26 protein-coding genes and 1 tRNA gene are annotated in these 24816 nt (G+C 64.7%); 17 read left to right on the top strand and 10 right to left on the bottom strand.

Annotated features, from left to right (window positions below; all coding sequences use genetic code 11):
* The 4 genes from RT131_RS05270 to RT131_RS05255 are packed head-to-tail and all read right to left on the bottom strand — an operon-like array spanning position 1 to position 5253.
* Positions 1-507, bottom strand: a complete 507-nt coding sequence (locus tag RT131_RS05270; RefSeq protein WP_313170903.1) for a Na+/H+ antiporter subunit E — start codon at positions 505-507, stop codon at positions 1-3.
* Complete coding sequence (locus tag RT131_RS05265; protein WP_313170901.1) at positions 504-2048, bottom strand: monovalent cation/H+ antiporter subunit D; 1545 nt, start codon at positions 2046-2048, stop codon at positions 504-506. The genes RT131_RS05270 and RT131_RS05265 overlap by 4 nt, the downstream gene beginning before the upstream one ends.
* The gene (locus RT131_RS05260; protein ID WP_313170900.1) at positions 2045-2425 is read right to left on the bottom strand and encodes a Na+/H+ antiporter subunit C; all 381 of its coding nucleotides are present in this window, start codon (positions 2423-2425) and stop codon (positions 2045-2047) included. The genes RT131_RS05265 and RT131_RS05260 overlap by 4 nt, the downstream gene beginning before the upstream one ends.
* On the bottom strand, positions 2425-5253 hold the full coding sequence (locus RT131_RS05255) for a monovalent cation/H+ antiporter subunit A (RefSeq protein ID WP_313170898.1): 2829 nt from the start codon (positions 5251-5253) through the stop codon (positions 2425-2427). The genes RT131_RS05260 and RT131_RS05255 overlap by 1 nt, the downstream gene beginning before the upstream one ends.
* A gap of 525 nt (positions 5254-5778) precedes the next feature.
* Here RT131_RS05255 and RT131_RS05250 point away from each other — a divergent pair.
* Positions 5779-6687 (top strand): NAD-dependent epimerase/dehydratase family protein, encoded by a 909-nt coding sequence (locus RT131_RS05250; protein WP_313170896.1) that lies wholly within the window; start codon positions 5779-5781, stop codon positions 6685-6687.
* Between the two features lie 73 nt (positions 6688-6760).
* On the opposite strand, the gene RT131_RS05245 is transcribed toward RT131_RS05250, so the two are convergent.
* Positions 6761-7234 carry an Mpo1-like protein gene (locus RT131_RS05245; RefSeq protein ID WP_313170894.1) on the bottom strand — a complete coding sequence of 158 codons (474 nt, stop codon included), beginning with the start codon at positions 7232-7234 and terminating at the stop codon, positions 6761-6763.
* 96 nt (positions 7235-7330) lie between these two features.
* Entirely contained in the window at positions 7331-8257 is a 927-nt protein-coding gene (locus RT131_RS05240) for a phosphoribosylaminoimidazolesuccinocarboxamide synthase (RefSeq protein ID WP_313170893.1), read from the bottom strand.
* Between the two features lie 165 nt (positions 8258-8422).
* Between RT131_RS05240 and RT131_RS05235 the strand changes: the two genes are divergently transcribed.
* From RT131_RS05235 to RT131_RS05180, 12 genes are all read left to right on the top strand, one after another.
* Complete coding sequence (locus RT131_RS05235) at positions 8423-8752, top strand: DnaJ domain-containing protein (RefSeq protein WP_312370834.1); 330 nt, start codon at positions 8423-8425, stop codon at positions 8750-8752.
* An 11-nt stretch (positions 8753-8763) separates the two neighbouring features.
* Entirely contained in the window at positions 8764-9438 is a 675-nt protein-coding gene (rpe, locus tag RT131_RS05230; protein WP_303748644.1) for a ribulose-phosphate 3-epimerase, read from the top strand.
* 3 nt (positions 9439-9441) lie between these two features.
* Positions 9442-9933: a GNAT family N-acetyltransferase gene (locus tag RT131_RS05225; RefSeq protein ID WP_313170890.1), complete on the top strand. Its 492-nt coding sequence runs from the start codon at positions 9442-9444 to the stop codon at positions 9931-9933.
* A 415-nt stretch (positions 9934-10348) separates the two neighbouring features.
* Positions 10349-11278, top strand: a complete 930-nt coding sequence (gene yegS, locus RT131_RS05220) for a lipid kinase YegS (RefSeq protein WP_313170888.1) — start codon at positions 10349-10351, stop codon at positions 11276-11278.
* Positions 11279-11463: 185 nt separating this feature from the next.
* The gene (trpE, locus tag RT131_RS05215) at positions 11464-12954 is read left to right on the top strand and encodes an anthranilate synthase component I (protein WP_312370843.1); all 1491 of its coding nucleotides are present in this window, start codon (positions 11464-11466) and stop codon (positions 12952-12954) included.
* 64 nt (positions 12955-13018) lie between these two features.
* On the top strand, positions 13019-13813 hold the full coding sequence (locus tag RT131_RS05210; RefSeq protein ID WP_313170886.1) for an SIMPL domain-containing protein: 795 nt from the start codon (positions 13019-13021) through the stop codon (positions 13811-13813).
* 3 nt (positions 13814-13816) lie between these two features.
* The gene (locus tag RT131_RS05205; RefSeq protein WP_293705836.1) at positions 13817-14401 is read left to right on the top strand and encodes an aminodeoxychorismate/anthranilate synthase component II; all 585 of its coding nucleotides are present in this window, start codon (positions 13817-13819) and stop codon (positions 14399-14401) included.
* Complete coding sequence (locus RT131_RS05200; protein WP_313170884.1) at positions 14395-15045, top strand: LysE family translocator; 651 nt, start codon at positions 14395-14397, stop codon at positions 15043-15045. The genes RT131_RS05205 and RT131_RS05200 overlap by 7 nt, the downstream gene beginning before the upstream one ends.
* Positions 15042-15554 carry a DUF1543 domain-containing protein gene (locus RT131_RS05195; protein WP_313170882.1) on the top strand — a complete coding sequence of 171 codons (513 nt, stop codon included), beginning with the start codon at positions 15042-15044 and terminating at the stop codon, positions 15552-15554. Before RT131_RS05200 ends, RT131_RS05195 begins: the two co-directional genes overlap by 4 nt.
* Positions 15555-15567: 13 nt before the next feature.
* Entirely contained in the window at positions 15568-16605 is a 1038-nt protein-coding gene (trpD, locus tag RT131_RS05190; RefSeq protein WP_313170880.1) for an anthranilate phosphoribosyltransferase, read from the top strand.
* Positions 16606-16657: 52 nt separating this feature from the next.
* Positions 16658-17452, top strand: a complete 795-nt coding sequence (gene trpC, locus RT131_RS05185) for an indole-3-glycerol phosphate synthase TrpC (RefSeq protein WP_313170878.1) — start codon at positions 16658-16660, stop codon at positions 17450-17452.
* On the top strand, positions 17449-18171 hold the full coding sequence (locus tag RT131_RS05180; RefSeq protein WP_313170876.1) for a haloacid dehalogenase-like hydrolase: 723 nt from the start codon (positions 17449-17451) through the stop codon (positions 18169-18171). The genes trpC and RT131_RS05180 overlap by 4 nt, the downstream gene beginning before the upstream one ends.
* A gap of 472 nt (positions 18172-18643) precedes the next feature.
* Here the strand turns inward: RT131_RS05180 and RT131_RS05175 are convergent, their stop codons facing one another.
* On the bottom strand, positions 18644-19405 hold the full coding sequence (locus RT131_RS05175) for a sulfite exporter TauE/SafE family protein (protein ID WP_313170874.1): 762 nt from the start codon (positions 19403-19405) through the stop codon (positions 18644-18646).
* 816 nt (positions 19406-20221) lie between these two features.
* Positions 20222-20911: a cAMP-activated global transcriptional regulator CRP gene (crp, locus tag RT131_RS05170; protein ID WP_313170872.1), complete on the bottom strand. Its 690-nt coding sequence runs from the start codon at positions 20909-20911 to the stop codon at positions 20222-20224.
* 150 nt (positions 20912-21061) lie between these two features.
* Between crp and speD the strand changes: the two genes are divergently transcribed.
* Entirely contained in the window at positions 21062-21856 is a 795-nt protein-coding gene (speD, locus tag RT131_RS05165; RefSeq protein ID WP_313170870.1) for an adenosylmethionine decarboxylase, read from the top strand.
* 142 nt (positions 21857-21998) lie between these two features.
* Positions 21999-22313, top strand: a complete 315-nt coding sequence (locus RT131_RS05160) for a multidrug efflux SMR transporter (protein WP_312370866.1) — start codon at positions 21999-22001, stop codon at positions 22311-22313.
* 190 nt (positions 22314-22503) lie between these two features.
* Here the strand turns inward: RT131_RS05160 and coq7 are convergent, their stop codons facing one another.
* On the bottom strand, positions 22504-23148 hold the full coding sequence (gene coq7, locus RT131_RS05155; protein ID WP_313170868.1) for a 2-polyprenyl-3-methyl-6-methoxy-1,4-benzoquinone monooxygenase: 645 nt from the start codon (positions 23146-23148) through the stop codon (positions 22504-22506).
* Positions 23149-23353: 205 nt separating this feature from the next.
* On the opposite strand from coq7, the gene rplM reads away from it, so the two are divergent.
* Both rplM and rpsI read left to right on the top strand, forming a co-directional pair.
* Positions 23354-23782, top strand: a complete 429-nt coding sequence (gene rplM / locus RT131_RS05150; protein WP_312370871.1) for a 50S ribosomal protein L13 — start codon at positions 23354-23356, stop codon at positions 23780-23782.
* Positions 23783-23784: 2 nt separating this feature from the next.
* Positions 23785-24177, top strand: coding sequence for a 30S ribosomal protein S9 (gene rpsI, locus RT131_RS05145; protein WP_303748658.1), 393 nt, complete (start codon positions 23785-23787; stop codon positions 24175-24177).
* A gap of 413 nt (positions 24178-24590) precedes the next feature.
* Here the strand turns inward: rpsI and RT131_RS05140 are convergent.
* Positions 24591-24665 (bottom strand) — tRNA-Gln (locus tag RT131_RS05140).
* Positions 24666-24816: the final 151 nt, after the last annotated feature.

The raw sequence follows: 24816 nt of genomic DNA, 5'->3' as shown, positions 1-24816 counted from the left end.
TCACGGGAAGATCTCCATCAGCGGCGCTTCGTAGCGGCTCTTGATCTCGTTGATCAGGGCGGTGGGGTCCTCAAGGTGCAGCACGTGCACCAGCAGGTGGCGGCGGTCCTCGGACAGGGCTGCCGACACCGTGCCCGGAGTCAGGGTGATGAAGCTGGTCAGCGCGGCGATGCCGTGGATGTTGGCGATGTCCAGCGGCACCCAGATGAAACCGGGCTTGAGCTTGTGCTCCGGGCCCAGCACCTGCGCGGCCACGCGCAGGTTGGACACCAGGATGTCCCACAGCACCACCGCCAGCAGCTTGGGGATGGGCCGCAGTGAGCCGAGGCGGGCGAACTCGCGGTCCAGGCGCGCGGCGAACAGCGGGATCACGATGCCCAGCAGCGTGCCCAGCACCAACTGGCCAAGGTCGAAGCTGTCGGACATCACCAGCCAGAAGGCGACGACGGTGATCGACAGGGCCGGCGAGGGGAAGATCCGGCGCAGCAGGGGGCGACGCTCGCTCATGGCTGCCTCACCTGCGGCGTGGTGCCGCGCACGTCCTGCAGATACTGATCCGGCGCCAGCAGTTGTGCGGCGATGGCGTCGGTCTGGCGCATCAGCGGCCCGGCGAACACCGTCATCAGCACCACATAGCCGAGCAGCAGGCAGGTGGCGGCGGTTTCGAAGGGGCGTGCCGGGGCTTCGTCCGGCTCCGGTGGAGGGGCACTGTCATCGTCACCGGGCACGTGCCAGAACAGGCGGATGCCGGTACGTGCCAGGCCCATGATCACCAGCAGGCTGCTGCCCAGCACCGCGCTCCAGACCACCGCGGTATGCGCATCGGGTACGGCCGAGAGCAGCGCGGCCTTGGCCAGGAAGCCGGCCAGCGGCGGCAGGCCGGCAACGGCCACCGCGCCGAACAGGAACAACAGGCCCGGTACGGTCTTGCCCGGCAGTACGGTGAGTTCATGCTCGCGGCGGCGGTCGGCCTGCTGGCGACGGCGGCGCATCAGGTCGGCGATCAGGAACAGCGCGGCGGCGGCGAAGGTGCTGTGCGGCAGGTAATACAGGCCGGCCGAGATCGTACCGGCATTGCCCAGCGCGAAGGCGATGAACAGCGTCGCCGCCGATACCACCACCAGGTAGGCCACCAGCACACTCATGCGGGTGGCCGCCAGCGCGCCCAGCGCGCCAACCACCAGGGTCGCGATGCCGGCCCACAACAGCCAATCGCTGCCGTAGCCGCTCATCGCCCCTGCATCGGCATCGAACCACAGCGAGCTCACCCGCAGCACCGAATACAGGCCGACCTTGGTCATGATCACGAACAGTGCGGCAACTGCGGCCGGCGCACGCGCATAGGACTCAGGCAGCCACAGGTACATCGGCAGCAGCGCGGCCTTGGAGCAGAACACCAGCAACAGCAGGCCCAGCGCGGCCTTGGCCAGCTTCAGGTGCGAGGGCGGCAGCTCGGCGATGCGCTGGCCGATCTCGGCCATGTTGAGCGAGCCCAGGGTGGCGTAGAGCATGCCCAGCGCGATCAGGAACAGGGTCGAGGCGGTGACGTTGAACACCACGTAGTGCAGGCCGATGCGCATGCGCAGGCCACGCCCGCCGGACAGCAGCAGGCCGTAGGAGGCGATCAGCATCACCTCGAAGAAGACGAAGAGGTTGAAGATGTCGCCGGTCAGGAAGGCACCGTTGAGGCCAACCAGCTGGAACTGGAACAGCGCATGGAAGTGCGGTGCGCGCCGGTCCCAGCCGGTGCAGGCGTACAGCAGGCAGGCGATGGCCAGAAGCAGGGTGGTGCCCAGCATCCAGCCGGCCAGGCCGTCGGCGACCAGCGCGATGCCCAACCGTGCCGGCCAGTCGCCGAGCAGGTAGGCCGAGATCTGGCCCTGGCTGGTCTGTACGATCAACAGCGCCACCGCCACCGCCAGCGCGGCCATGCTGGCCCAGGCCACCGTGCGCTGCACCTTGGGGCCATAGCGGCGGTGCTCGATGAACAGCGACAGCGCGGCGCCCAACAGCGGGATCAGGATCGGCAGGATCACCAGGTGGTTCATGCGCCGCCCTCCGCCTTGGCGGCATCGGCTGCCGGCAGCTCGGGTTCATGCGCGTCCACATGGTCGCTGTGGTTGTCGCTGCGGCTGCGCATCGCCAGCACGATGCTTACCGCGGTCATCGCGAAGGCAATCACGATCGCAGTCAGCACCAGCGCCTGCGGCAACGGGTCGGTGTAATGCACCAGGCTGGTGGCCACGCCGTCCTTGAGCACCGGCGCCTTGCCGGTGACTGGCCGCCCCGCGCTGAAGATCAGCAGGTTGGTGGCGTAGGACAGGAAGGTCATGCCCAGGATCACATCGAAGCTGCGCGCACGCAGCAGCAGGTAGATGCCGATGCCGGCCAGTACGCCGATGGCGCTTGCCAGTGCCAGTTCCATCAGTGCATCTCCCCGGTGCGTGCCGAACGGCGGTGGATATCGATTTCGCCGTTGCGGGCATTGCGGGTGCGCGAGGGCTTGATGGTGCCCATCATCGACAGGATCAGCATCACCCCGCCAAACACCACCAGGTAGACGCCAGTATCAAAGCCAATGGCGCTGGCCAATGGCACCTCGCCGACCAGCGGCAGGTGCAGGTCCAGGTGACCACTGGTCAGGAACGGCACGCCGAACAGCATCGACGCCGCGCCGCTGAGCAGGGCGATCAACAGGCCCAGGCCGATGCAGCGGATGTAGTCGAAGCCGAAGCGCGACTCCACCGACACCGTGCCCTGGATCACGTACTGGATCAGCAGCGGCACCGCCAGCACCAGGCCGGCGACGAAGCCACCGCCCGGCGCGTTGTGGCCGCGCAGGAACAGGAAGATCGATACCGTCAATGTCAGCGGGAACATGATCTGGGCCAGGTCGGCCGGCACCGGCAGCTTGATCGGCGGCCCCGGCATGATCTGCTCCGGTGCCATCCGCGTACGCCGCAGCATGGCGTGCACCACCAGTGCGGCGATGCCGAACACGGTGATTTCGCCAAAGGTATCGAAGCCGCGGAAGTCGACCAGGATCACGTTGACCACGTTGTGACCATAAGCCTCGGGCAGCGAACGCAGCAGCATCTCCCCGGCCATGGTGTTGGGCGGCAAGGTCATCAGCGAGTAGGCCAGCGCGGCGATGCCGCCGCCGGCGATGATGGCGATCAGCGCATCACGACGCTTGCGCCAGCGTGCGTGCTCCGGCGGCGACTGTGCGGGCAGGTAGTTCATGCCCAGCAGCATCAGCGCCAGCGTCACCATCTCCACCATCAGCTGGGTCAGGGCCAGGTCGGGGGCCGACAGGAACACGAAGGTCAGCGCCACCATCAGGCCGGTGCCGCCCATCACGATCACCGCCAGCAAGCGTTGCTGGTACAGGAACAGTCCGGCAAACGCGCAGGCCAGCATCACCAGCCACAGTGTCCAGCCCAGCAAGGGCATGGACTGCGGGGCCGGCCACACCGGCATCACCGGATTGGCGATGTAAGGCGCGGCGGCAACGATCACGGCCACCAGTACCAGCGCGAACAGCATGCGCTGCAGGCTGCCATTGGCCAGTGCGGCGGTGACGGCGTGGGCGAAGCCGAACAAGGCGTCCAAACCGCGATGGAACAGGTGTTTGCCGGTGGGGCGGTTGCGCGCGGCATACAGGTCGGTGAAGCGACGCAGGCCGAAATACAGGGCAATACCGCCCACCACGCCAATCGCGCTCATCACCAATGGCAGGTTGAAGCCATGCCAGACCGACAGGCTGTACTGCGGCATCGAGGCGCCGAGGATGGATGCGGCGGCGGTGTGCAGCACCGGCGCGATGGTCAGCGCCGGGGCGATGCCGACGGCCAGGCAGATCACCACCAGCACTTCCACCGGCACCTTCATCCAGCGCGGCGGCTCATGCGGCACCACGTCGATGTCGACCGGGCCCTTGCCGAAGAAAGTGTCATGGACGAAGCGCAGGCTATAGGCCACGCCGAGGACGCCGGCCAGCAGCGCGGCGACGCTGATCGCCGAACGCATCCAGTCCGGGCCCTGGGTGGCCAGGGCCTCGGCGAACAGCATTTCCTTGGACAGGAAGCCGTTGAGCAGCGGGATGCCGGCCATCGCCAGCGAGGCGACGATGGCCAGTGCGCTGGTGATCGGCATCAAGCGGCGCAGGCCGCCGAGGCGGCGCATGTCGCGGGTGCCGGTCTCGTGGTCGATGATGCCGGCGGCCATGAACAGCGAGGCCTTGAAGGTGGCGTGGTTGAGGATGTGGAATACGCCGGCCACCACCGCCATCGGCGTGGACAGGCCGAACAGCAGGGTGATCAGGCCCAGGTGCGAGATCGTCGAATAGGCCAGCAGGCCTTTGAGATCATGCTGGAAGATCGCATTCCAGGCGCCGATCAACAGGGTGAGCGCACCAATGCCACTGACCACATAGAAGAACAGCTCGCTGCCGGCCAGCGCCGGGTGCAGGCGCGCCAGCAGGAACACGCCGGCCTTCACCATCGTTGCCGAGTGCAGGTAGGCCGACACCGGGGTCGGCGCGGCCATCGCCTGCGGTAGCCAGAAGTGGAACGGGAACTGCGCGCTCTTGGTGAAGATGCCGGCCAGCACCAGCAGCAGTGCCCACGGGTACAAGGCGCTGCTGCGGATCAGCTCGCCCGAGGCCAGCACCACGTCCAGGTCGAAGCTGCCGACGATGCGGCCGATCAGCAGCACGCCGGCCAGCAGCGCCAGGCCGCCACCGCCGGTGACGATCAAGGCCATGCGCGCGCCCTCGCGGGCGTCCTTGCGGTGCGACCAGAAGCCGATCAGCAGGAACGAGCTGATGCTGGTCAGTTCCCAGAACACCATCAGCAACAGCAGGTTGCCGGCCAGCACCATGCCCAGCATCGCGCCCATGAACAGCAGCAGGTAGCTGTAGAAGCGGCGCGCGCTGTCCTGTGCCGACAGGTAATAGTGCGCATACAGCACCACCAGCGCGCCGATGCCGAGCACCAGCCCGGTGAACATCCACGCCAGGCCATCCAGGCGCAGGCTGAAGTCCAGGCCTATCTGCGGCAGCCACTGCCAGCTGTTGCGGACGATCTCGCCATCGAGCACGGCGGGGGTGACGCTGCCGAGCAGGGCCAGGCCCAGTACTGGTGCCGCGCCCGCCAGGCATGCGGCTGCGCCACGTGACAGGCGGCCAATCAGGGCGATGGCCGCTGCCAGCAGAAAGGGCAGCGCAAGCAGCAGCAACAGGACTGGCGTCATGTAGGGCGCGGTTCAGAAAGGGGTTTTGCAGTCTAACAGGCGATTTTTTCGATCCGCGACTTTTTCTGAATGATCCGTTCGGGTTAGATAGCCGGAGCCAGTGCTGCCAGTGGCTCCGGCCCGAAAACGTGAAAGCGGTGCGTCGCGTCGGGTTGTCTGGGCGCCATCCGATGCGGTGCAGCCGCCTGGCCGTTTGTAGGAGCGGCGTGAGCCGCGAAGCCGGTGGATCATCAGGTTGCGCAGATGCCAAGGGCTTCAGCAACATCGGTAGCCCGGATGCGCTGCGCCAACCGGGCTACCTTGGTGGCGCGTAGTCCGGCATTTTGTAGGAGCGGCGTGAGCCGCGAAGCTGGCACATCATCAGATGGCACAAGATCAGATGGCACAAGATGCCAAGGGTTTCAGCAACACCCGCTTCGCGGCTCACGCCGCTCCCACAGCCGCCGCTCCCGCAATTCCCACAGCGCGGCGCTCAATCCCGTTGATGGCTGCGGAATCGGGGGTGCTTCGCCTATCCTTCATCGCATGGAGAACGATATTCGCAGTGTCGCGGACCAACGCCGCGCGCTGGTATTTGGCGGCAGTGGTCAGATCGGCAAGCGTCTGTTGGCGAACCTGGTTGCGGCGGGCTGGCAGGTAACAGCGGTGACCCGGCAGGCGCGTGAGCCCATGCCCGGGGTGGCGTGGCAGCTCGGCGATCTGTCCAGCACGAATCTGGCAGATCAACCCGTGGACGCGGTTTTCAGCTGCGGCCCGCTGGATCACTTCGCGCGTTGGTATGCCGCCTCGGCCATTGCTGCACCGCGTGTGGTGGCATTTGGCTCGACCAGCGTGGACGTGAAACAGGACTCGTCCGAGCCGGCCGAGCGCGATGTCGCGCGGCGTCTGCGCGAAGCCGAACGCCTGCTGTTTGACAGCGCCGCAGCGCGGAACGTGGCGGCGACGGTGCTGCGGCCAACCCTGGTCTACGGTGCCGCCAGCGACAAGACCCTCACCAAGATCGCGGCGCTGGCCACGCGTACCGGTTTCTTTGCATTGCCCGCCAATGCCAATGGCCTGCGCCAGCCGGTGCATGTGCAGGATCTGGCTGACGCGGCAATGCAGGTACTGCCGCATCCATCCACTTCAGGGCAGGCCTATGCCTTGGGCGGTGGCGAAGTGCTGGGCTATGCCGAGATGGTGCGGCGGACGCTGGCCTGTCTGCCCTCGCGGCCGCGTCTGCTGCGCCTGCCCACACCGCTGTTCAAGCTGGCCTTGCGGCTTGCGCATGCCGGCGGGCGCCTGCAGGGCATGAATGCCGCCGCGCTGGCGCGGATGACCGAGCCGCTGGCATTCGATATCGAACCGGCACGCCGCGATTTCGGCTATGCGCCGTGCGCCTTCGTGGCCGAGGCGGCGATGTTCATTGCGACGCCGGAATCAGCACAGGCATAGCCTGATCGCAGGGATGCGTGTTCCCGGGTGCCGGGTCAGGAATGAGACAGCGCGGCGGATGTATCCGCCGCACTCAGTAACGCCAGCCGAACTGCCGGAACAGCTTGGCCAGCACCCAGATCGGGCCGATCAGCAGGTAGGTCAGGTCGGTGAGGAAACTCGGCCGGCGGCCTTCGATCTTGTGGCCGATGAACTGCGCTATCCATGCCACCACGAACACACCGATGGCGATGTACAGCAGCGTCTGGATGCCGAGCCGGTCTTCCAGCAGCCGGCAGATGCAGCCGAACACGAAGAAGATGATCAGCATGCCGATGCCCAGCGGGCGCGACAGCCGGTTGTAATAGGCCCAGGTGCCAAACATGGCGAACGCCGCCCAGATGCCATGCTGGAACCACGGCACGAGCGGCGGGATGCACCACAGCAGGGCGATGACTGACCACAGGATCGCGGGCACCGCGATGACGTGGATGGCCTGGTTGGTGTGGTTGACGTGATCGCCGGAGTAGCTGGCGAAATAACGATCCACCGGTCGCGCAATACTCATTCCACGTTCCCTCCCGGGTTGACTGGCAGAGCATAGCGCGGCTTCCCTACGGATGCGCACGGTGGCCGTGCGCATCCGTGACCGGTACTGCAGGAATCAGTCGACGCTGATGCCGGCCAGCTTTTCCAGCGCTTCGGCGTACTTGGCGCGGGTGCGTTCGATCACCTCGGCCGGCAGGGCGGGGCCCGGCGCGGTCTTGTCCCAGTCCAGCGTTTCCAGATAGTCGCGCACGAACTGCTTGTCGTAGCTGGGCGGGCTGATGCCCACCTGGTATTCGTCGGCCGGCCAGTAACGCGAGGAGTCCGGGGTCAGCATCTCGTCCATGATGTACAGACGGCCATCGGCATCGGTACCGAACTCGAACTTGGTGTCGGCCAGCAGGATGCCGCGCTCGGCCGCGTATTCGGCGGCGAACTTGTAGATGCGCAGGGTCGCGTCACGCACCTTCTCGGCCATGTCGGCGCCAACCGCCTTGACCATCGCGTCGAAGTCGATGTTCTCGTCGTGGTCGCCCACTGCCGCCTTGGTCGACGGGGTGAAGATGGCCTCGGGCAGCTTTTCGGCCTGCTGCAGGCCGTCGGGCAGGGCGATGCCGCTGATCTTGCCGGTGCGCTGGTAGTCCTTCCAGCCGCTGCCGATCACGTAGCCGCGGGCAATGGCTTCCACCGGTACCGGCTTGAGCTTCTTGGTCACCACCGCACGCTTGGCGTACAGCGCCGGGTCCACGCCTTCGGGCAGCACGCTGGCCACGTCGATGCCGGTCAGGTGGTTGGGCATCAGGTGCGCGGTCTTGGCGAACCAGAAGTTGGACACCTGGCACAGCATCTCGCCCTTGCCCGGGATCGGGTCGGGCAGCACCACGTCGAATGCCGACAGGCGGTCGGTGGCAACCATCAACAGGTATTCGCCCGGGGGTGTTCCGGCTGGCAGACGTTCGCGCGGGATATCAAACACATCACGCACCTTGCCGCGATGGCGCAAGGGCAGGCCGGGAAGATCGGATTGCAACAGCGTGGTCGGCACGGGCACTCCTGGGACTTGGCAATGAATGCCGCCGGCGTGGAGGACCCGGGTCTGGAGGACCCGCAGGGCCCGCGGCTGGTCGGCGGGCGGCCTAGTGTACGGCGGGATTGGGCCGCTGTGGCATAAAATGCACGTCTTGATTGTCCTCAGGCCATTCGCCCACCCATGCGCTGGTACGGAAAACTGTTCGGTTTCATTGCCGGGGCCCTGCTTTTCAGGCCCAACCCCTTGTTTGGCGGGATAATTGGCCTGTTGCTGGGGCATGCCTTCGATAGCGACTGGTTCAAGCTGGGCAAGGACCTGCCGTACCGTGAACTGGGGGTCCCCCGCGACGCCACCGACGCCGAGATCGACCTGGCCTACCGCCGCCTGATGTCCCAGTACCACCCCGACAAAGTGGCCGGCGCCGCCCCCGAGCTGCGCGCCCAGGCCGAGAAGAAGGCCCGGCAGATCAACGCCGCCTACGACCGCATCAAAACCCTGCGCAAGCGCTGAAAGGCTCCGTCATGTCCAACTGCATCATCGCCCCGTCCATTCTCTCGGCCAATTTCGCCAAGCTCGGCGAGGAGGTCGACAACGTGTTGGCCGCCGGCGCCGACTGGGTCCATTTCGACGTGATGGACAACCATTACGTGCCCAACCTGACCATCGGTCCGATGGTCTGCCAGGCGCTGCGCAAGCATGGCGTCACCGCGCCCATCGACGTGCACCTGATGGTGGAGCCGGTGGACCGCATCGTGCCGGACTTCGCCGAGGCCGGTGCCAGCATCATCAGCTTCCACCCGGAAGCCAGCCGCCACGTCCACCGCACCATCCAGCTGATCAAGTCGCATGGCTGCAAGGCCGGTCTGGTGCTGAACCCGGCAACGCCGGTCGAAGTGCTGGACTGGGTGTTGGAAGACCTGGACCTGGTGCTGCTGATGTCGGTCAACCCGGGCTTCGGTGGTCAGGCCTTCATCCCGTCGACGCTGGACAAGCTGCGCGCAGTGCGCGCGATGATCGACAAGCTCGGCAAGCCGGTGCTATTGGAAGTGGACGGTGGCGTGAAGGCGGACAATATCGGTGAGATCGCCGCTGCCGGTGCCGATGCCTTCGTAGCGGGTTCGGCCATTTTCAACGCGCCCAACTACGCCGAGATGATCAGCAAGATGCGCGGCAATGTTGCTGCGGCGCGAGGCTGAGTGATGAGCGCGGCTGAAGTGCAGATCCGTCCGGCCATCGCCGATGACGCAGGCCTGATCCTGCACTTCATCCGCGAGCTGGCCATTTACGAGAAAGCGGAATCCTCGGTGCAGACCGATGAGGCGGGCATTCGTGCCAGCCTGTTTGCTGCCGATGCCAAGGCACAGGCCCTGATCTGCGAACGCGGTGGTCAGGCCATCGGTTACGCGGTGTTCTTCTACAACTACTCGACCTGGTTGGGTCGCAACGGCATCTATCTGGAAGACCTGTACGTAAGCCCCGATGCGCGCGGCAGCGGGGCCGGCAAGGCCCTGCTGCAGCACATCGCCAGGCTGGCGGTGGAACAGGGCTGCGGCCGCTTCGAATGGTCGGTGCTGGACTGGAACACCCCGGCCATCGATTTCTACAAGGCTGCCGGTGCAGTAGCGCAGGACGAGTGGACGGTCTACCGCCTGCAGGGTGAAGCGTTGCAGAAATTCGCCAAAGGCGGCTGAACCGTAGTGCCGAGCCATGCTCGGCAGGGGCTTCACCGACAATGCCAAGGTAGTGCCGAGCCATGCTCGGCAGAGGCCTCACCGACAATGCCAGGGTAGTGCCGAGCCATGCTCGGCAGAGGCTTCACCGACAATGCCAAGGTAGTGCCGAGCCATGCTCGGCAAAGGCTTCACCTGTGATCTTTGGAATTCCCCGGTAATGCCCCAGCCGAGCATGGCTCGGCTCTACCGGTGAAGCGAAAAAAAAGCCGCAACGTTGCCGTTGCGGCCGGGGAATCATCGGAGGCTGATCCTGCCTCCATCCATCGTCCTTGCTATGGCCTTTCATTCTCCGGATGCGCTGTGACAACACAGTGACATTCACCCGCCTGCAGCAATCCCCTTGCTAGGCTGCGCGCCTTCCCTGGAGATCCGCATGCAAGCAGCGCCCTGGTACCTGATCCTCAATGGCAAATCCGCTGGCGACGATGCCGTGCGCGATGCAGTGGCGCAGATGCGGGAAAAAGGGCAGGGTCTGCAGGTGCGGGTGACCTGGGAAGCCGGTGACGCCGAACGCTATGTGCGCGAAGCCATCGCCGCGCAGGCGCAGCTGCTGATTGCAGGCGGCGGCGACGGCACCTTGAGCGAAGTCGCCGAGGCGCTGGCGCACACGGGGCAGGATGCCTCGCGATTGCCGGCCTTGGCCTTGCTGCCATTGGGCACCGCCAACGACTTCGCCACCGCTGCCGGCATTCCGCTCGAACCGTTGCCGGCATTGCAGCTGCCAGCACATACGCCGGCGCGTGCCATCGACCTGCTGCGTGTCGAGGGTGATGGCAAGGTGCACTGGTGTGCCAACCTGGCCAGCGGCGGCTTTGGCACCGAAGTGACGGTGGAAACCCATGAGGGCCTGAAGAAGATGCTCGGTGGCCTGGCTTACGTGATCACCGGGATCGGCAAGCTGGGGCGGATCGAGCCGATCCAGGCACGCATCCGTGGCGAGGATTTCGAATGGCAGGGCGGTTTCATCGCACTTGGTATCGGCAATGGCCGCCAGGCTGGAGGAGGCCAGCAGCTATGCCCCGATGCGCTGTTGGATGACGGGTTGCTGGACCTGAGCATCATTCCGGAGCTGTCCGGCGAACTGATGACCACCCTCGGCACCTTGTTCAGCGAAGGCAAGCATGCGGCGCTGGAGCAGGTGGCTGAACGTGCACGGCTGCGCGAGCTGTGGATCGAGGCCGAGCAGCCGCTGACCCTGAATCTGGACGGTGAACCGCTGCAGGCCCGACGCTTCCATATCCAGTGCGTGGCCGGGCGGGTACGCATGCATCTGCCGGCCGCAACAGCCCTGCTGGGCAGCTGAATCGTTGCCGCTGCAAGCAAATCCCCATGCTGCGGATGCACACCGGGCGCCAATCTTGCGGTAGAGTGGCCCGGTGCCCATTCTGACGACCAAGCGTTCCCTTTCTTCCGCTCGCCGCTGGTGGCGATGGTGGCCCGTTGCCGTCGTCCGTACCGCCACCGTCGATTCCCGGAAGGAAAGCCGTCTTGATCACGCAAGAGCAGTTCCAGCAGCTGGCCGCTGAAGGCCACAGCGCACACCCGCATAATTTCGTACCCGTCGTCCGCGAAGTGCTGTCCGACCTGGACACGCCGCTTTCGGTCTATTTGAAGCTCGCCGACGGCCCCTATACCTATCTGTTCGAATCGGTCGAAGGCGGCGAACGCTTCGGGCGTTATTCCATCATCGGCCTGCCGGCACGCCGCATCTACAGCTTCCGCGGGCATACGCTGGAGGTCAGCGAGCTGGGCGAAGTCGTCGAGCGTCGCGAGGTGGCCGACCCGCTGGCCGAGGTGGAAGTGCTGCGCAAGCAGTATTCGGTGCCGCAGCTGGACGGCCTGCCGGGCTTCACCGGTGGCCTGGTTGGCTGGTTCGGTTTCGAGTGCATCCAGTACATCGAGCCGCACCTGGGCGCGGGCGAAAAGCCTGATGAGCTGGGCACGCCCGACATCCTGTTGATGCTGTCCGAAGAGCTGGCGGTATTCGACAACCTCAAGGGCCGCCTGTACCTGATCGTGCACGCCGACCCGGCGCAGCCGCAGGCCTGGGCGCGCGCGAACCGTCGTCTGGACGAGCTGGCGCACCGCCTGCGCCAGGGCGGTGCCGGTTACCCGCAGTCGCAGGTGTCCGATGCCATCGACGAGCAGGATTTCCAGTCCTCGTTTACCCGCGAGGAATACCACGCGGTGGTGCGCAAGGCGCAGGAATACGTGCGCGCTGGCGACATCTTCCAGGTGGTGCCCAGCCAGCGCCTGCGCGTGCCGTTCCGCGCTCGGCCGATTGATGTCTACCGCGCGCTGCGTGCGTTGAATCCCTCGCCCTACATGTATTTCATCGATGTTGGGGGCACCCAGGTGGTCGGCTCCTCGCCGGAAATCCTGGCGCGCCTGCGCGATGGCATCGTCACCGTGCGCCCGATCGCTGGCACCCGTCCGCGCGGTGCCACACCTGAGCTGGACAAGGCCTTGGAAGTCGAGCTGCTGGCCGATCCCAAGGAGCGCGCCGAGCACGTGATGCTGATCGATCTGGGGCGCAACGATGTCGGCCGCGTCGCCGAACCGGGCACGGTCAAGGTCGGCGAGCAGTTCGTGATCGAGCGCTACAGCCACGTCATGCATATCGTCAGCGAAGTCACCGGCACCTTGAAGGCCGGCCTGAGCTATAGCGACGTGATGCGCGCGACCTTCCCGGCAGGCACCGTCAGCGGCGCGCCGAAGATCCGCGCGCTGGAGATCATCCGCGAGCTGGAGCCGGTCAAGCGCAATGTCTATTCGGGCGCGGTCGGCTACATCGGCTGGAACGGCGATGCCGATACCGCCATCGCCATTCGCACCGCGGTGATCCAGGACGGCTACCTGTACGTGCAGGCCGGCGGCGGCGTGGTCTATGACTCCGATCCCGATGCCGAATGGCAGGAAACCATGAACAAGGGCCGCGCGCTGTTCCGTGCGGTGGCACAGGCGGCGAAGGGGCTGTAACCGGCCCGTGACTGCACCGTAGTGATCTCACCGTTGTCCCTCTCACCCTGACAAGGAGCGCCGCATGAAGCTGTCGAACATGTTGCTGTGGTCATCGCTGCTGTTTGCCGCTGTTCCGCAAGCGTGGGCGCAGGCCAACTCCATTCCGTCACAGCCTCATCTGTTGGTGAAGGGCGATGCCAGCCGCAAGGTGATGCCGGATCGCTTCGTGGTGAAGATCGCGCTGGAGTCGGTGGATATGCAGACCGACATCGCCCGTCGCAAGGTCCAGGCCAATGCGGAGCGGACCATGGCCTTGTTCGCCAAGCACGGCGCCATCGCCGAGACGGTACGCATGGATAACCTGAGCATCGAGCCATCCACGCGTTACAAGGACGATGAAGAAGTGTTTGTGGGCACCGCCGTCAGCCGTGATCTGGAAGGTTCCTTCGAAAAGCCAGAGCAGTTGCAGGCGTTTCTTGCTGAGTTGAATGCCAGCAGCGAAGTACAGGTGAGCACCGCAAAGCCCATGTATTCGGGTGAAGCGCGGCTGCGTGCCGAACTCAAGGCCGAAGCGGCTGCGCAGACGCGCGCGTCTGCCAAGGGGCTCGCCGATGCCTACGGCGCGAAGATCATCGGCCTTTATACGATTTCAGATGTTGCCCCCAGCTTTGCCTACGGTGTACAGGCTGGCAGCTGGTCGAATGCAAACAGAGCGGACGCCTTCCTCAAGGAGGGCGATTCGCTCGACCGGGTACAGGTTACCGGTAGCCGCAGTGTGGGTTATGCGATACGCCCCCCCGGTGAGCAGCTGATAGCTGGTCCAATCACCTACACCGAAAACGTCTACGCCATATTCCTGATTAGCGATGGAAACTGAATCATGCTGTTGATGATCGACAACTACGACAGCTTCACCTTCAACCTCGTGCAATACCTGCAGATGCTGGGTGCCGAAGTGAAGGTGGTGCGCAATGACGCGATGAGCGTCGCCGAGATCGCTGCGCTCAAGCCATCGCATATCGTGGTATCGCCCGGCCCGAAGACGCCGAACGAAGCCGGTGTGTCGCTGGAGGTGATCCGCCAGCTCGGCCCGAGCATTCCACTCTTCGGTGTGTGCCTGGGCCATCAGGCCATCGGCCAGATCTATGGCGGTGACGTGATCCGTGCCAGCAACATCATGCATGGCAAGGTCTCGCCGATCCGCCATGAAGGCAAGGGCGTGTTCGCCGGTCTGCCGGACCGTTACGAAGCCACCCGCTACCACTCGCTGGTGGTGGACAAGAACACGCTGCCGGCGGCGTTGGAGATCACTGCCTGGACCGAGAATCCGGACGGTTCGATGGAAGAGATCATGGGCCTGCGCCACCGCGAGTACCCGGTCGAGGGCGTGCAGTTCCACCCCGAATCCATCCTTACCCAGCACGGCCATGCGCTGATGAAGAACTTCCTGGACCGCACATGTTGATCGAGCCGAGCCAGCTGCTGCTGTTCATGCTGGCCGGCTGGTTGCTCAACCTGACGCCGGGCCCGGATGTGCTGTACATCATCAGCCGCTCGCTGCGTGGCGGCCGCCGTGCCGGTTTCGCCGCCATTGCCGGCATCAGTGCCGGTTGTCTGGTGCATGTGGCGCTGGCGTCGCTGGGTCTGGGTGTGTTGCTGGCGACCTCGGCTACCTTGTTCACGGTGATCAAGTGGATCGGCGCGGCCTACCTGTTGTGGGTGGGCGTGCGCCTGCTGCGCAACACCGGTGAATCGACCTTGCAGGCCGATATCGCCGCCAGCAGCGGCAGTGCCGGTTCGTGGTGGCAGGTATTCGCCGGTGGCTTCCTGACCAATGTGTTGAACCCGAAGGTGGTGCTGTTCTTCCTGGCGTTCCTGCCGCAGTTCATCGCGCCGTCGGTGCAGAACAAGCCGTTGGCGTTCGCGCTGCTGGGCCTGATCTTCATGGTCAACGCGCTGCCGATCAATGCCGCTTACGTGCTGGCAGCCGATCGTGTGCGCAGCAGCCGTTGGGCCGCGCGTGGCATGCAGTGGCTGGACAAGCTGGCCGGCGTGCTGTTCATCGGCTTCGGCCTGCGTCTGGCACTTACCGCGAGGCCGACGCCGTGAGCCTGGAAGATTTCCGCCTGTTCGTGGTGATGCTCGGTGGCCGCCATGCGCGTGCCAATACCGAAGTGCACGACGTGGTGTTCGGGGTTGGCCCGACTATCGAGCAGACCTACCCGCAGTTGCGCCAGCAATGGTTCGGCGAGGCTGCAGGCCTGCATCTGGATTCATGGATGACGGTCGATGGCGTCGACGACTGGCAGGTGCGCATCTGCGATGACGCGCCTGCGGCCGACGCGCCGACCTTGTTCTTCGTCAACCTCGGCGGTTACGTCGAAGGCGAGTTCGGCGAAGCGCATCGCTATCTGCTGGTGGTCGCTGCTGATGCGGCCGAAGCCAAGCGCAAGGCGCTGGCGCAGGCCGAGGCGCAGTGGATCAAGCCGCACCGCGATGCCCTGCTGGAAGTGGACAACTGCCTGCCGGTCGGGCCGATCGGTGGCCTGCACGTGCAGTTGCTACGAGGCGCGCACGCCGGCATCCACAGCCAAAGCGACTACATCGTTATTTCCTGATTCTGGAGTTGTCATGACCATCACCGCGCAGGAAGCCCTGCAACGCACCATCGAACACCGCGAGATCTTCTTCGACGAGATGGTCGACCTGATGCGGCAGATCATGCGTGGCGAGATATCGCCGACCATGACCTCGGCCATCCTCACTGGCCTGCGCGTTAAAAAGGAAACCGTCGGCGAGATTGCCGGCGCGGCCACGGTGATGCGCGAGTTCGCGCGCCCGGTGCAGGTCGCCGACAAGACCCATCTGGTCGACATCGTCGGCACCGGTGGCGATGGCTCGCATACCTTCAACATCTCCACCTGCTCGATGTTCGTGGTCGCTGCTGCTGGCGCCAAGGTCGCAAAGCACGGCAACCGCAGCGTGTCGTCCAAGTCCGGCAGCGCCGATGCGGTGGAAGCGCTGGGCGCGGTGATCGAGCTGCAGCCCGAGCAGGTTGCACAAGCCATCGAGCAGACCGGCATCGGTTTCATGTTCGCGCCGATGCACCACCCGGCAATGAAGGTGGTCGCGCCGGTACGCCGAGAAATGGGTGTGCGCACCATCTTCAACATCCTCGGCCCGCTGACCAATCCGGTTGGCGCCACCAATATCCTGATGGGCGTGTTCCACCCGGATCTGGTCGGCATCCAGGCACGCGTGCTGCGCGAGCTCGGTGCCGAGCGCGCACTGGTGGTGTGGGGCCGCGACAACATGGACGAAATCTCGCTCGGCGCCGGCACCCTGGTGGGTGAGCTGCGCGACGGCAAGGTGCGCGAGTACGAGATTCATCCGGAGGACTTCGGCATCGCCATGTCGGCCAGCCGCAACCTCAAGGTCGAAAACCCGGAAGAGTCCATCGCCATGCTGCGCGCGGTGCTGGACAACCAGCCGGGCCCTGCCAACGATATCGTCGCCCTCAACGCCGGCGCCGCCCTGTATGTGGCCGGTGTGGCCGACAGCATCGCCGACGGCCTGGCCCGCGCCCGCGCGGTGATTGCCGATGGCAGCGCCCGCGCGCGCATGCAGCAGTATGTTGCCGCCAGCCGCGCGCTGGCCGGCAATCCCTGATAATCCCCCAATCACCCGCGTCAGCAACGCCCGTCTTCCAGGAAGCAGATCCATGAGCGACATCCTCAACACCATCCTCGCCCGCAAAGTGCAGGAGGTAGCGGAGCGCAGCGCCAACGTGCCGCTGTCCGAGTTGAGGGCGCGTCTGCCTGATGCCTCGCCGGTACGCGGCTTCGCCAATGCGCTGAACGCGGCGATTGCCAATGGTGACCCGGCGGTGATTGCCGAGGTAAAGAAGGCCAGTCCGTCCAAGGGCGTGATCCGCCCGGATTTTCATCCGGCTGATATCGCGGTGAGTTACGAACTGGGCGGCGCCAGCTGCCTGTCGGTGCTGACCGATGTGGATTTCTTCCAGGGCGCCGACCTGTATCTGCGTCAGGCCCGTGAGGCCTGCACGCTGCCGGTGCTGCGCAAAGACTTCGTCATCGACCCGTACCAGGTCTATGAAGCGCGCGTGCTCGGTGCCGACTGCATCCTGCTGATTGTCTCGGCGCTGGACGACCGCCAGCTGGCCGAGCTGTCGGATCTGGCCATGCAACTGGGAATGGATGTGCTGGTGGAAGTGCACGATATCGACGAGCTGGAGCGCGCCATCCAGGTGCCGGTGCCGCTGGTCGGCATCAACAACCGCAACCTGCGCACCTTCGAGGTGTCGCTGGACAATACGCTGTCGATGAAGGACGCAGTGCCGCGCGACCGCCTGCTGGTCACCGAGAGCGGCATCATGGGCCCGGCCGACGTCGCCCTGATGCGCGATGCCGGGGTCAATGCCTTCCTGGTCGGCGAGACCTTCATGCGCGTCGAAGAGCCGGGCGAGGGCCTGCGTCAGCTATTCTTCCCGGCATGACTGATCCCTACCCGAACCCGCGTGACGACGCGCAACTGGTCGTCTTCGACTTCGATCACACCCTGTACGACGGCGATTCCGGCAGCCACCTGTTCGCCTGGCTGATCAAGCGCAATCCCCTGCGGCTGTTGGTCGCCATCCTCGCCACGCCGCTGCTGGGGCCGCTGGTAGCGATGCTGCCGACGCGTCGATTTGGCATTTCCGGCTATGTCTGGATCGCCACCTTTGGCCTGCACCAGGCGCGTGAGTTCAACAAGGTGATCGACCAGTACGTGCTCAAGCACGAGGACGAGATCCGCCAGCACCTGCTGCCGCATGCCTTGCAGGTGTTCGCCGCGCACCGTCGTGCCGGCGACCGGGTGATCGTGGCCACCGGCGCACCGCCGGAGCTGGCCCGCGCCATCCTCGCCTTCGTGGCCGAACAGGGCGTGCCGGTGATCGGCAGCGAAGTGGGGCCGCGCATGGGCGCGATGGGTGCCACCCGCCACTGCCACAACGAAGAAAAGATGCGCATGCTGCGTGAACGCGGCTATGGCGACATTGCCATCGCCTACTCCGACAGCACCGCCGACCTGCCGCTGCTGAAGGCCGCCAAGGCGCCGGTAGTGGTCAACCCCAAGCATTCGCGGGTGGCGTACTTCGGCAAGGTATTGCCGGCCGGCACCCCGATCCTCAACTGGGGCTGCCCGGGGCGCGGCGGCAAGCCGCTGCCCAAGTAATCCATAGCGGGGCAAGCAACGATCCAGCCGGAGCCGGCATCCCTTCTCCCGTTTACGGGAGAAAGTGCCCGTAGAGCCTGCCCCCGCGAAGGCGGGGGGCGGATGAGGGGGCTTTTGACGCACCTGGAGAGCCTGCCGGAGCCGACATCCCTTCTCCCGCCTGCGGGAGAAGGTGCCCGCAGGGCGGATGAGGGGAGCTTTGGACGCACCAGCAGAGCCTACCGGAGCCAACATCCCTTCTCCCGCAAGCGGGGTTAAGAACAGGCGTTTACGAGGCAAAGGCTCGTGACTGTTCGTACGCCCCGCGTGCTAGGCGGGGCCGGGGCGCGGAGCGAGGTGCCCGGAGGGCGGATGAGGGGGCTCTTGAGGCTTTAAGGCAAAGTCAAAAGCTCCCCTCACCCCAACCCCTCTCCCGCAAGCGGGAGAGGGGCTCCGAATGTCCGCGCGAAGTCTGGTGGAGCAGTGCCAAGCCTCAAGCCCCCCGCAGCTTCACCACCGCCATTCCAATCTGGAACAGGCTGATCGACAGCACCAGCACGCCAACGGCGATCAGCACCCAGCGCTCCTTGACCCGCTTCACCAACAGGGCCGCCACCGGTGCGGCCATCATGCCGCCGACCAGCAGGCCGGCGACGATGGACAGGTGCTGCAAACCCATCGACAGCAGGAAGGTGGCTGAGATCGACAAGGTGACCACGAACTCGGCTGCGTTGACCGAGCCAATCGTGGTGCGGGCCTGGCCGCCACGGGCCAGCAGGGTGGAGGTGGCCACCGGCCCCCAGCCGCCACCACCGGTGGCGTCCAGCAGGCCGGCGAAGAAGCCCAGGACCGGAACCCGTTTCACTTCCTGCTTGGCCACGAACCTGCCCGCCGCACGGGCCAGGATGAAGATCGCCAGCACCAGCAGGTAGAGGTAGATGAACGGCCGCACGACGTCGCCGGGCAGCTGCGTAAGCACGTAGGCACCGATCGCCCCGCCAATGGCACCGGGCACCGCCAGGCGGAAGAACAGGCGTTTATCCACGTTGCCGGCAACCAGGTGCGAGACCCCCGAAGCACCGGTGGTGAACACTTCTGCGGTATGGATGCTGGCGCTGACCGCCGCTGGCGGCAGCCCCATGCTCAGCAGTACCGACGACGAGATCAGCCCGAACGCCATGCCCAGTGCGCCATCCACCAGCTGCGCACCCAGGCCGATCAGGATGAACCAGTAAAATTCATTGCCAAATTCCATTCCCCAAGACTGCGGGCCACAGCTGGGCAGGTCAAGGAAAGCTACATCGGTAAGTAATGGTTTGGGTTGATTCCTGACCCGTATCAGCGCCGAATGGACGCTAACTCACGGCTATGTCGGCGAAATGTCCACGCGCCTGGGTTGTTGGAATGACGTTCCGGGGGCTGCATCGAGCCATTGCGGGATCCTGGTCTTCGCAAGGGTGAATGAGATTATTGGCGCCGACAGACATCACACTTTGACCGGGTAGCCCGGGTAAGCGCAGCGCACCCGGGAAGCAGGCAAGGCAGGGTGCCTGACGGAATCGTCACCAACGCGCGAAGAGCCCGGGTGCGCGTTGCTTACCCGGGCTACCAGAGCGCTGGCAAAGGGTTTTCCCGGGGTAGATCAGGCCAGAGAGCCCCCTTTGGTAAAGGGGGCGCGCCGACAGGCGCGGGGAATTGGGAGCTGATGAGCCGGGGCCCGTGGTTTGCTCCGCAAACCATGGGATTGATGCGTGAATAGGTATCAGGCCGGGTAGGCCGGGTACGTATCAGACCGCGTAGCCCGGGTACGCGCAGCGCACCCGGGAAGCAGGCAAGGTAGGGTGCCTGGCGGAATCGTCACCAACGCGCGAAGAGCCCCCGGGTGCGCGTTGCTTACCCGGGCTACCAGCGCGCTGGCAAAGGGTTTTCCCGAGGTAGATCAGTCCAGAGAGCCCCCTTTGGTAAAGGGGGCGCGCCGACAGGCGCGGGGAATTGGGAGCTGATGAACCGGGGCCCATGGTTTGCCCCGCAAACCATGGGGTTGATACGTGAATACGTATCAGCGCGGGTGCTACCGCGTCCCGTAAAGCACCACGGTCTTGCCGCGGGCATGCAGCAGGCCGTCGGCCTGGAGCTTCTTCAGCACGCGGCCGGCCATCTCCCGCGAGCAACCCACCAGGCGGGCGATCTCCTGGCGGGAGACGCGTAGCTGGGTGCCTTGCGGATGGCTCATCGATTCCGGTTCCTTGGACAGGTCGTGCAAGGTGCGGATGATGCGGTCGGTCACGTCCAGGAAGGCCAGGCGGCTGGCCTTGCGGCTGGTGTGCAGCAGGCGGCGGGAGATCTGCGAGCCGATGGCGTACAGCAGTTTGGGCGCGTCCACGGACAGCGGGCCCAGGAACAGCTGATGCAGGCGCTCGTAGCTGATTTCAGCCAGCTCGCAGGGGGTGCGGGTGCGCAGGATGACCTCGCGCTTGTCCGACTCGATGAACAGGCCCATCTCGCCGACGAACTCGCCGGCACCGAAGTAACCCAGGACCAGTTCACGGTCGTCGTCTTCCTCGGCAATGATACTGACGGAGCCGCTGATCACGTAATACATGGTCCCCGCGGGGTCGCCCGGGCGGAACACATCCGTCCGCGCCGGGTAGCGGCGGCGGTGGCTGTGGGCCAGAAAGCGGTCGATGGTAGCGATATCCAGCGCCAGCGGGCTGGAGGCAAGACGCACGTTAGACACGGTGGTGGCGTTACCTAGGCTCATGATGGCGTTCACAGTTTGGATGAACTTGCTTAATGGGCAAGCTTAACGAGGCCGAGCATAAGGGGCAAACGGGCATAAAGGAGCAAGTATCACAGCGCCCCACTTTGCCCCATACTTCCGCCTTTCCCACCATCTACAGGATCGACCGCCGTGGTCAAGCCGTTGCCTCGCCTGAGGTTGCAAGGATTCAACAACCTCACCAAGGCCTTGAGCTTCAACATTTATGACGTCTGCTATGCGCGTACCGAAGAGGAGCGCCAGCGTTATATCGAGTACATCGACGAGGAATACAACGCCGATCGTCTCACGCAGATCCTCACCGATGTGGCTGAGATCATTGGTGCGAACATCCTGAATATCGCGCGTCAGGATTACGACCCGCAGGGTGCCTCGGTCACAATTCTCATTTCCGAGGAGCCGGTGATCGACAAGAAGGCCGCTGGCAAGGAGTTGATCTCCGACGCCGTGGTCGCGCACATGGACAAGTCGCACATCACCGTGCACACCTATCCGGAAACGCATCCGCAGGAAGGTATCGCCACGTTCCGTGCCGACATCGATGTGGCCACCTGTGGCGTGATCTCGCCGCTGAAGGCGCTGAACTACCTGATCGAGAGTCTGGAATCGGACATCGTGATCATGGATTACCGCGTGCGTGGCTTCACCCGTGACATCAAGGGCAAGAAGCACTACATCGACCACAAGATCAATTCGATCCAGAACTTCCTGGCCAAGAACATCAAGTCGCGTTACGAGATGTTCGACGTCAACGTCTATCAGGAAAACATCTTCCACACCAAGATGCACCTGAAGGACTTCGACCTGGACCAGTACCTGTTCGAAGAGAAGGCCAAGAACCTGTCGTTCAAGGAACGCATGAAGATCGAGGCGCTGCTGCGCCGCGAGATCGAAGAGCTGTTCCACGGTCGCAACCTGGCCGAATAAGCACTAACTGCGCAGCGCCGGCTTGCCGGTTCTGCGCAACAACAGGCGGGACGGCCCGCCCTGCAGTGATGCAGACGTTTGTCGACGGCGGCTCGGTGCTCATGCATCGGGCCGTCGTGTTTTCATGTAAAGGAAGTTGGCGATGCCCTGGATCTACCTGCTGCTGGCGGGCCTGTTCGAGATCGGTTTTGCGCTGGGCCTGAAGTACAGCGAAGGTTTCACCCGGCTCTGGCCGAGTGCGTTCACCGTGGTGTTTGCCGGCATCAGCCTGTGGCTGCTGACCCAGGCACTGCGCACGATCCCGGTAGGCACCGGCTATGCGGTCTGGACCGGGATTGGCGCCGTTGGCGTGGCCATTGCCGGTCTGATCCTGTTTGGCGACAGCGCGAGCTGGCCACGGCTGCTGTGCATCGGTCTGATCGTGACCGGCGTGATCGGCTTGAAGCTGGTCAGCTGAGACCAGGGTTGAGGTAGTGCCGAGCCATGCTCGGCAGAGGCGTTTGGCAAAAATCCATCCCATGTAGTGCCGAGCCATGCTCGGCAGAGGCGTTTGGCAAAAATCCATCCCATGTAGTGCCGAGCCATGCTCGGCAGAGGCGTTCCCGGTAAGGCCCAGCCGAGCATGGCTCGGCTCTACAGGTGGTGCGCTACATCCGGTAGGCCACGGCCTTCATCGCCTTGGAGGCCAGTGCCATCATCGACGGGATCGGGAACGGCAGCTTGCGCGCGCCGGCATGTTCGGCGTGCTCGGCGTGGCGCGCCTCGTCGAGCTTCATCACCTTGAGAATCTCGCGGCTGCGCTGGTCGGCCGCCGGCAAGGTCTGCAGGTGCTCGTCCAGGTGCGCTTCCACCTGGCGCTCGGTCTCCACCACGAAGCCAAGGTTCCAGCCATCACCGCGCAGGCCGGCGAGCGTGCCGATGGTGTAGCTGCCGGCATACCAGAGCGGGTTGAACAGGCTGGGGCGGCTGTCCAGCTCGCGCAGGCGGTCGGCGCACCAGCTCAGGTGGTCGGTCTCTTCCTGCGCGGCATCGAGCAGGTGCGCGCGGGTAGCCGGGTCGTGGGCGACCGCCGCCTGGCCGAAGTACAGGCCCTGCGCGCAGACTTCGCCTACATGGTTGATCCGCATCAGCCCCGCCGCATGGCGGGCTTCAGCCGGTTCCAACACCACCTCGGGGGTGTCGCCGGCCGGGTTGGGGCGGGCCGCCGGCGGGTTGCCGAATACCGTGTCCAGGGCGCGCTGGGCTTCAGTCAGCAGGTGGTCCAGGGGCGTGTGTACGCGGGTGGGGGTCATGGCGGGGCGTTGCAGTGGGGTAGGCCCGATTCTCGCCGCTGGCCTGCGGCCTGCCAAGGCTGGGGCAGGGTGCCGTTCAGGGGCTGAGTTGCGCCAGGCGCCTGAGGCCAGTACAATCCCGCCTCTTCTGTTTCACCTTCACAACGCGTGGCAAAGTTCCGGTGGTTCATCTCGCCGCAATCAGCCCGACCTACCTGAGTTCTTTATGAGCACTTTCACTGCAAAGAACGAGACCGTCCAGCGCGACTGGTACCTCGTTGACGCCGCCGGCAAGACGCTGGGCCGTCTGTCCACCGAGCTGGCTCGCCGCCTGCGTGGCAAGCACAAGCCGGTCTACACCCCGCATGTTGACACCGGTGATTACCTGGTCGTCATCAATGCCGACAAGATTGCCGTAACCGGCAAGAAGCTGAAGGACAAGAAGTACCATCGCTTCACCGGCTACATCGGTAACCTGAAGACCGAATCCCTGGAGCAGGCGCTGGAGCGTCACCCGGAGCGCGTGATCGAGATCGCGGTCAAGGGCATGCTGCCGAAGGGCCCGCTGGGTCGTCAGATGTACCGCAAGCTCAAGGTCTACGCCGGCACTGAGCATCCGCACGCCGCACAGCAGCCGCAGGTTCTGGATATCTAATCATGGCTATCACTCAAAACTACGGCACTGGCCGCCGCAAGTCCTCCACCGCTCGCGTGTTCCTGCGCAAGGGCACTGGCAAGATCACCGTCAATGGCCGTCCGCTGGACGAGTTCTTTGGCCGTGAGACCGCACGCATGATCGTGCGTCAGCCGCTGGAACTGACCCAGAACACCGAAAGCTTTGACATCCTGGTCACTGCTGCCGGCGGCGGCACCACCGGCCAGGCCGGTGCGATCCGTCTGGGCATCGCCCGTGCGCTGGTCGAGTACGACGAAACCCTGAAGTCCGAGCTGCGCAAGGCTGGCTTCATGACCCGTGACGCCCGTGAAGTCGAGCGTAAGAAGGTCGGCCTGCACAAGGCACGTCGCGCCACCCAGTTCTCCAAGCGTTAATCGCTTCGGGGTGGGGTTCTTCGGAATCCCACTGGGAAAGCAAAAGCCCGGCCTTGGCCGGGCTTTTGTCGTTTTGGGGGTTGGAGATTGGGGATTGGGGATTGGGATTGGGGGTTCTGCGGGGTAAAAGCCGGGGATGAGGCCAAAGCCCAAAGCCCAAAGCCCAAAGCCCAAAGCACCCCTCCCCAGCCCTCCCCTGCGCTGCGCGCAAGGGAGGGGGTAAGTGCCGGGCTTTCTGCGGAATGCAGGCAGGGCGTCACCATCCGCCCCCTCCCTTGCGCGCAGCGCAGGGGAGGGCTGGGGAGGGGGGCCTTGGTTTTTGATCGTTGCTTCGGCTTCGGCTTCGGCGAATCCCCAATCCCCAATTCCGCCCAAAAGAAAAGACCCGATCTTTCGATCGGGTCTTTGGTGTTTGGCAGCCCCGGAAGGATTCGAACCTCCGAATGTCTGAGTCAGAGTCAGATGCCTTACCGCTTGGCGACGGGGCTATGGTGCGTGTCGATTATCGCACACTTGGCCTGCTGGTTGGCCTGGGTGGGATGGTCTTGTATAGAAAAAGGCCTGATCTTTCGATCAGGCCTTTTGTGTTTGGCAGCCCCGGAAGGATTCGAACCTCCGAATGTCTGAGTCAGAGTCAGA

Origin of the sequence: Stenotrophomonas sp. (assembly GCF_032066555.1) — a bacterium.
Taxonomy (GTDB): domain Bacteria; phylum Pseudomonadota; class Gammaproteobacteria; order Xanthomonadales; family Xanthomonadaceae; genus Stenotrophomonas.
The sequence above is the reverse complement of the archived record's forward strand: the minus strand, read 5'-3'. Positions and strand labels throughout refer to the sequence as shown.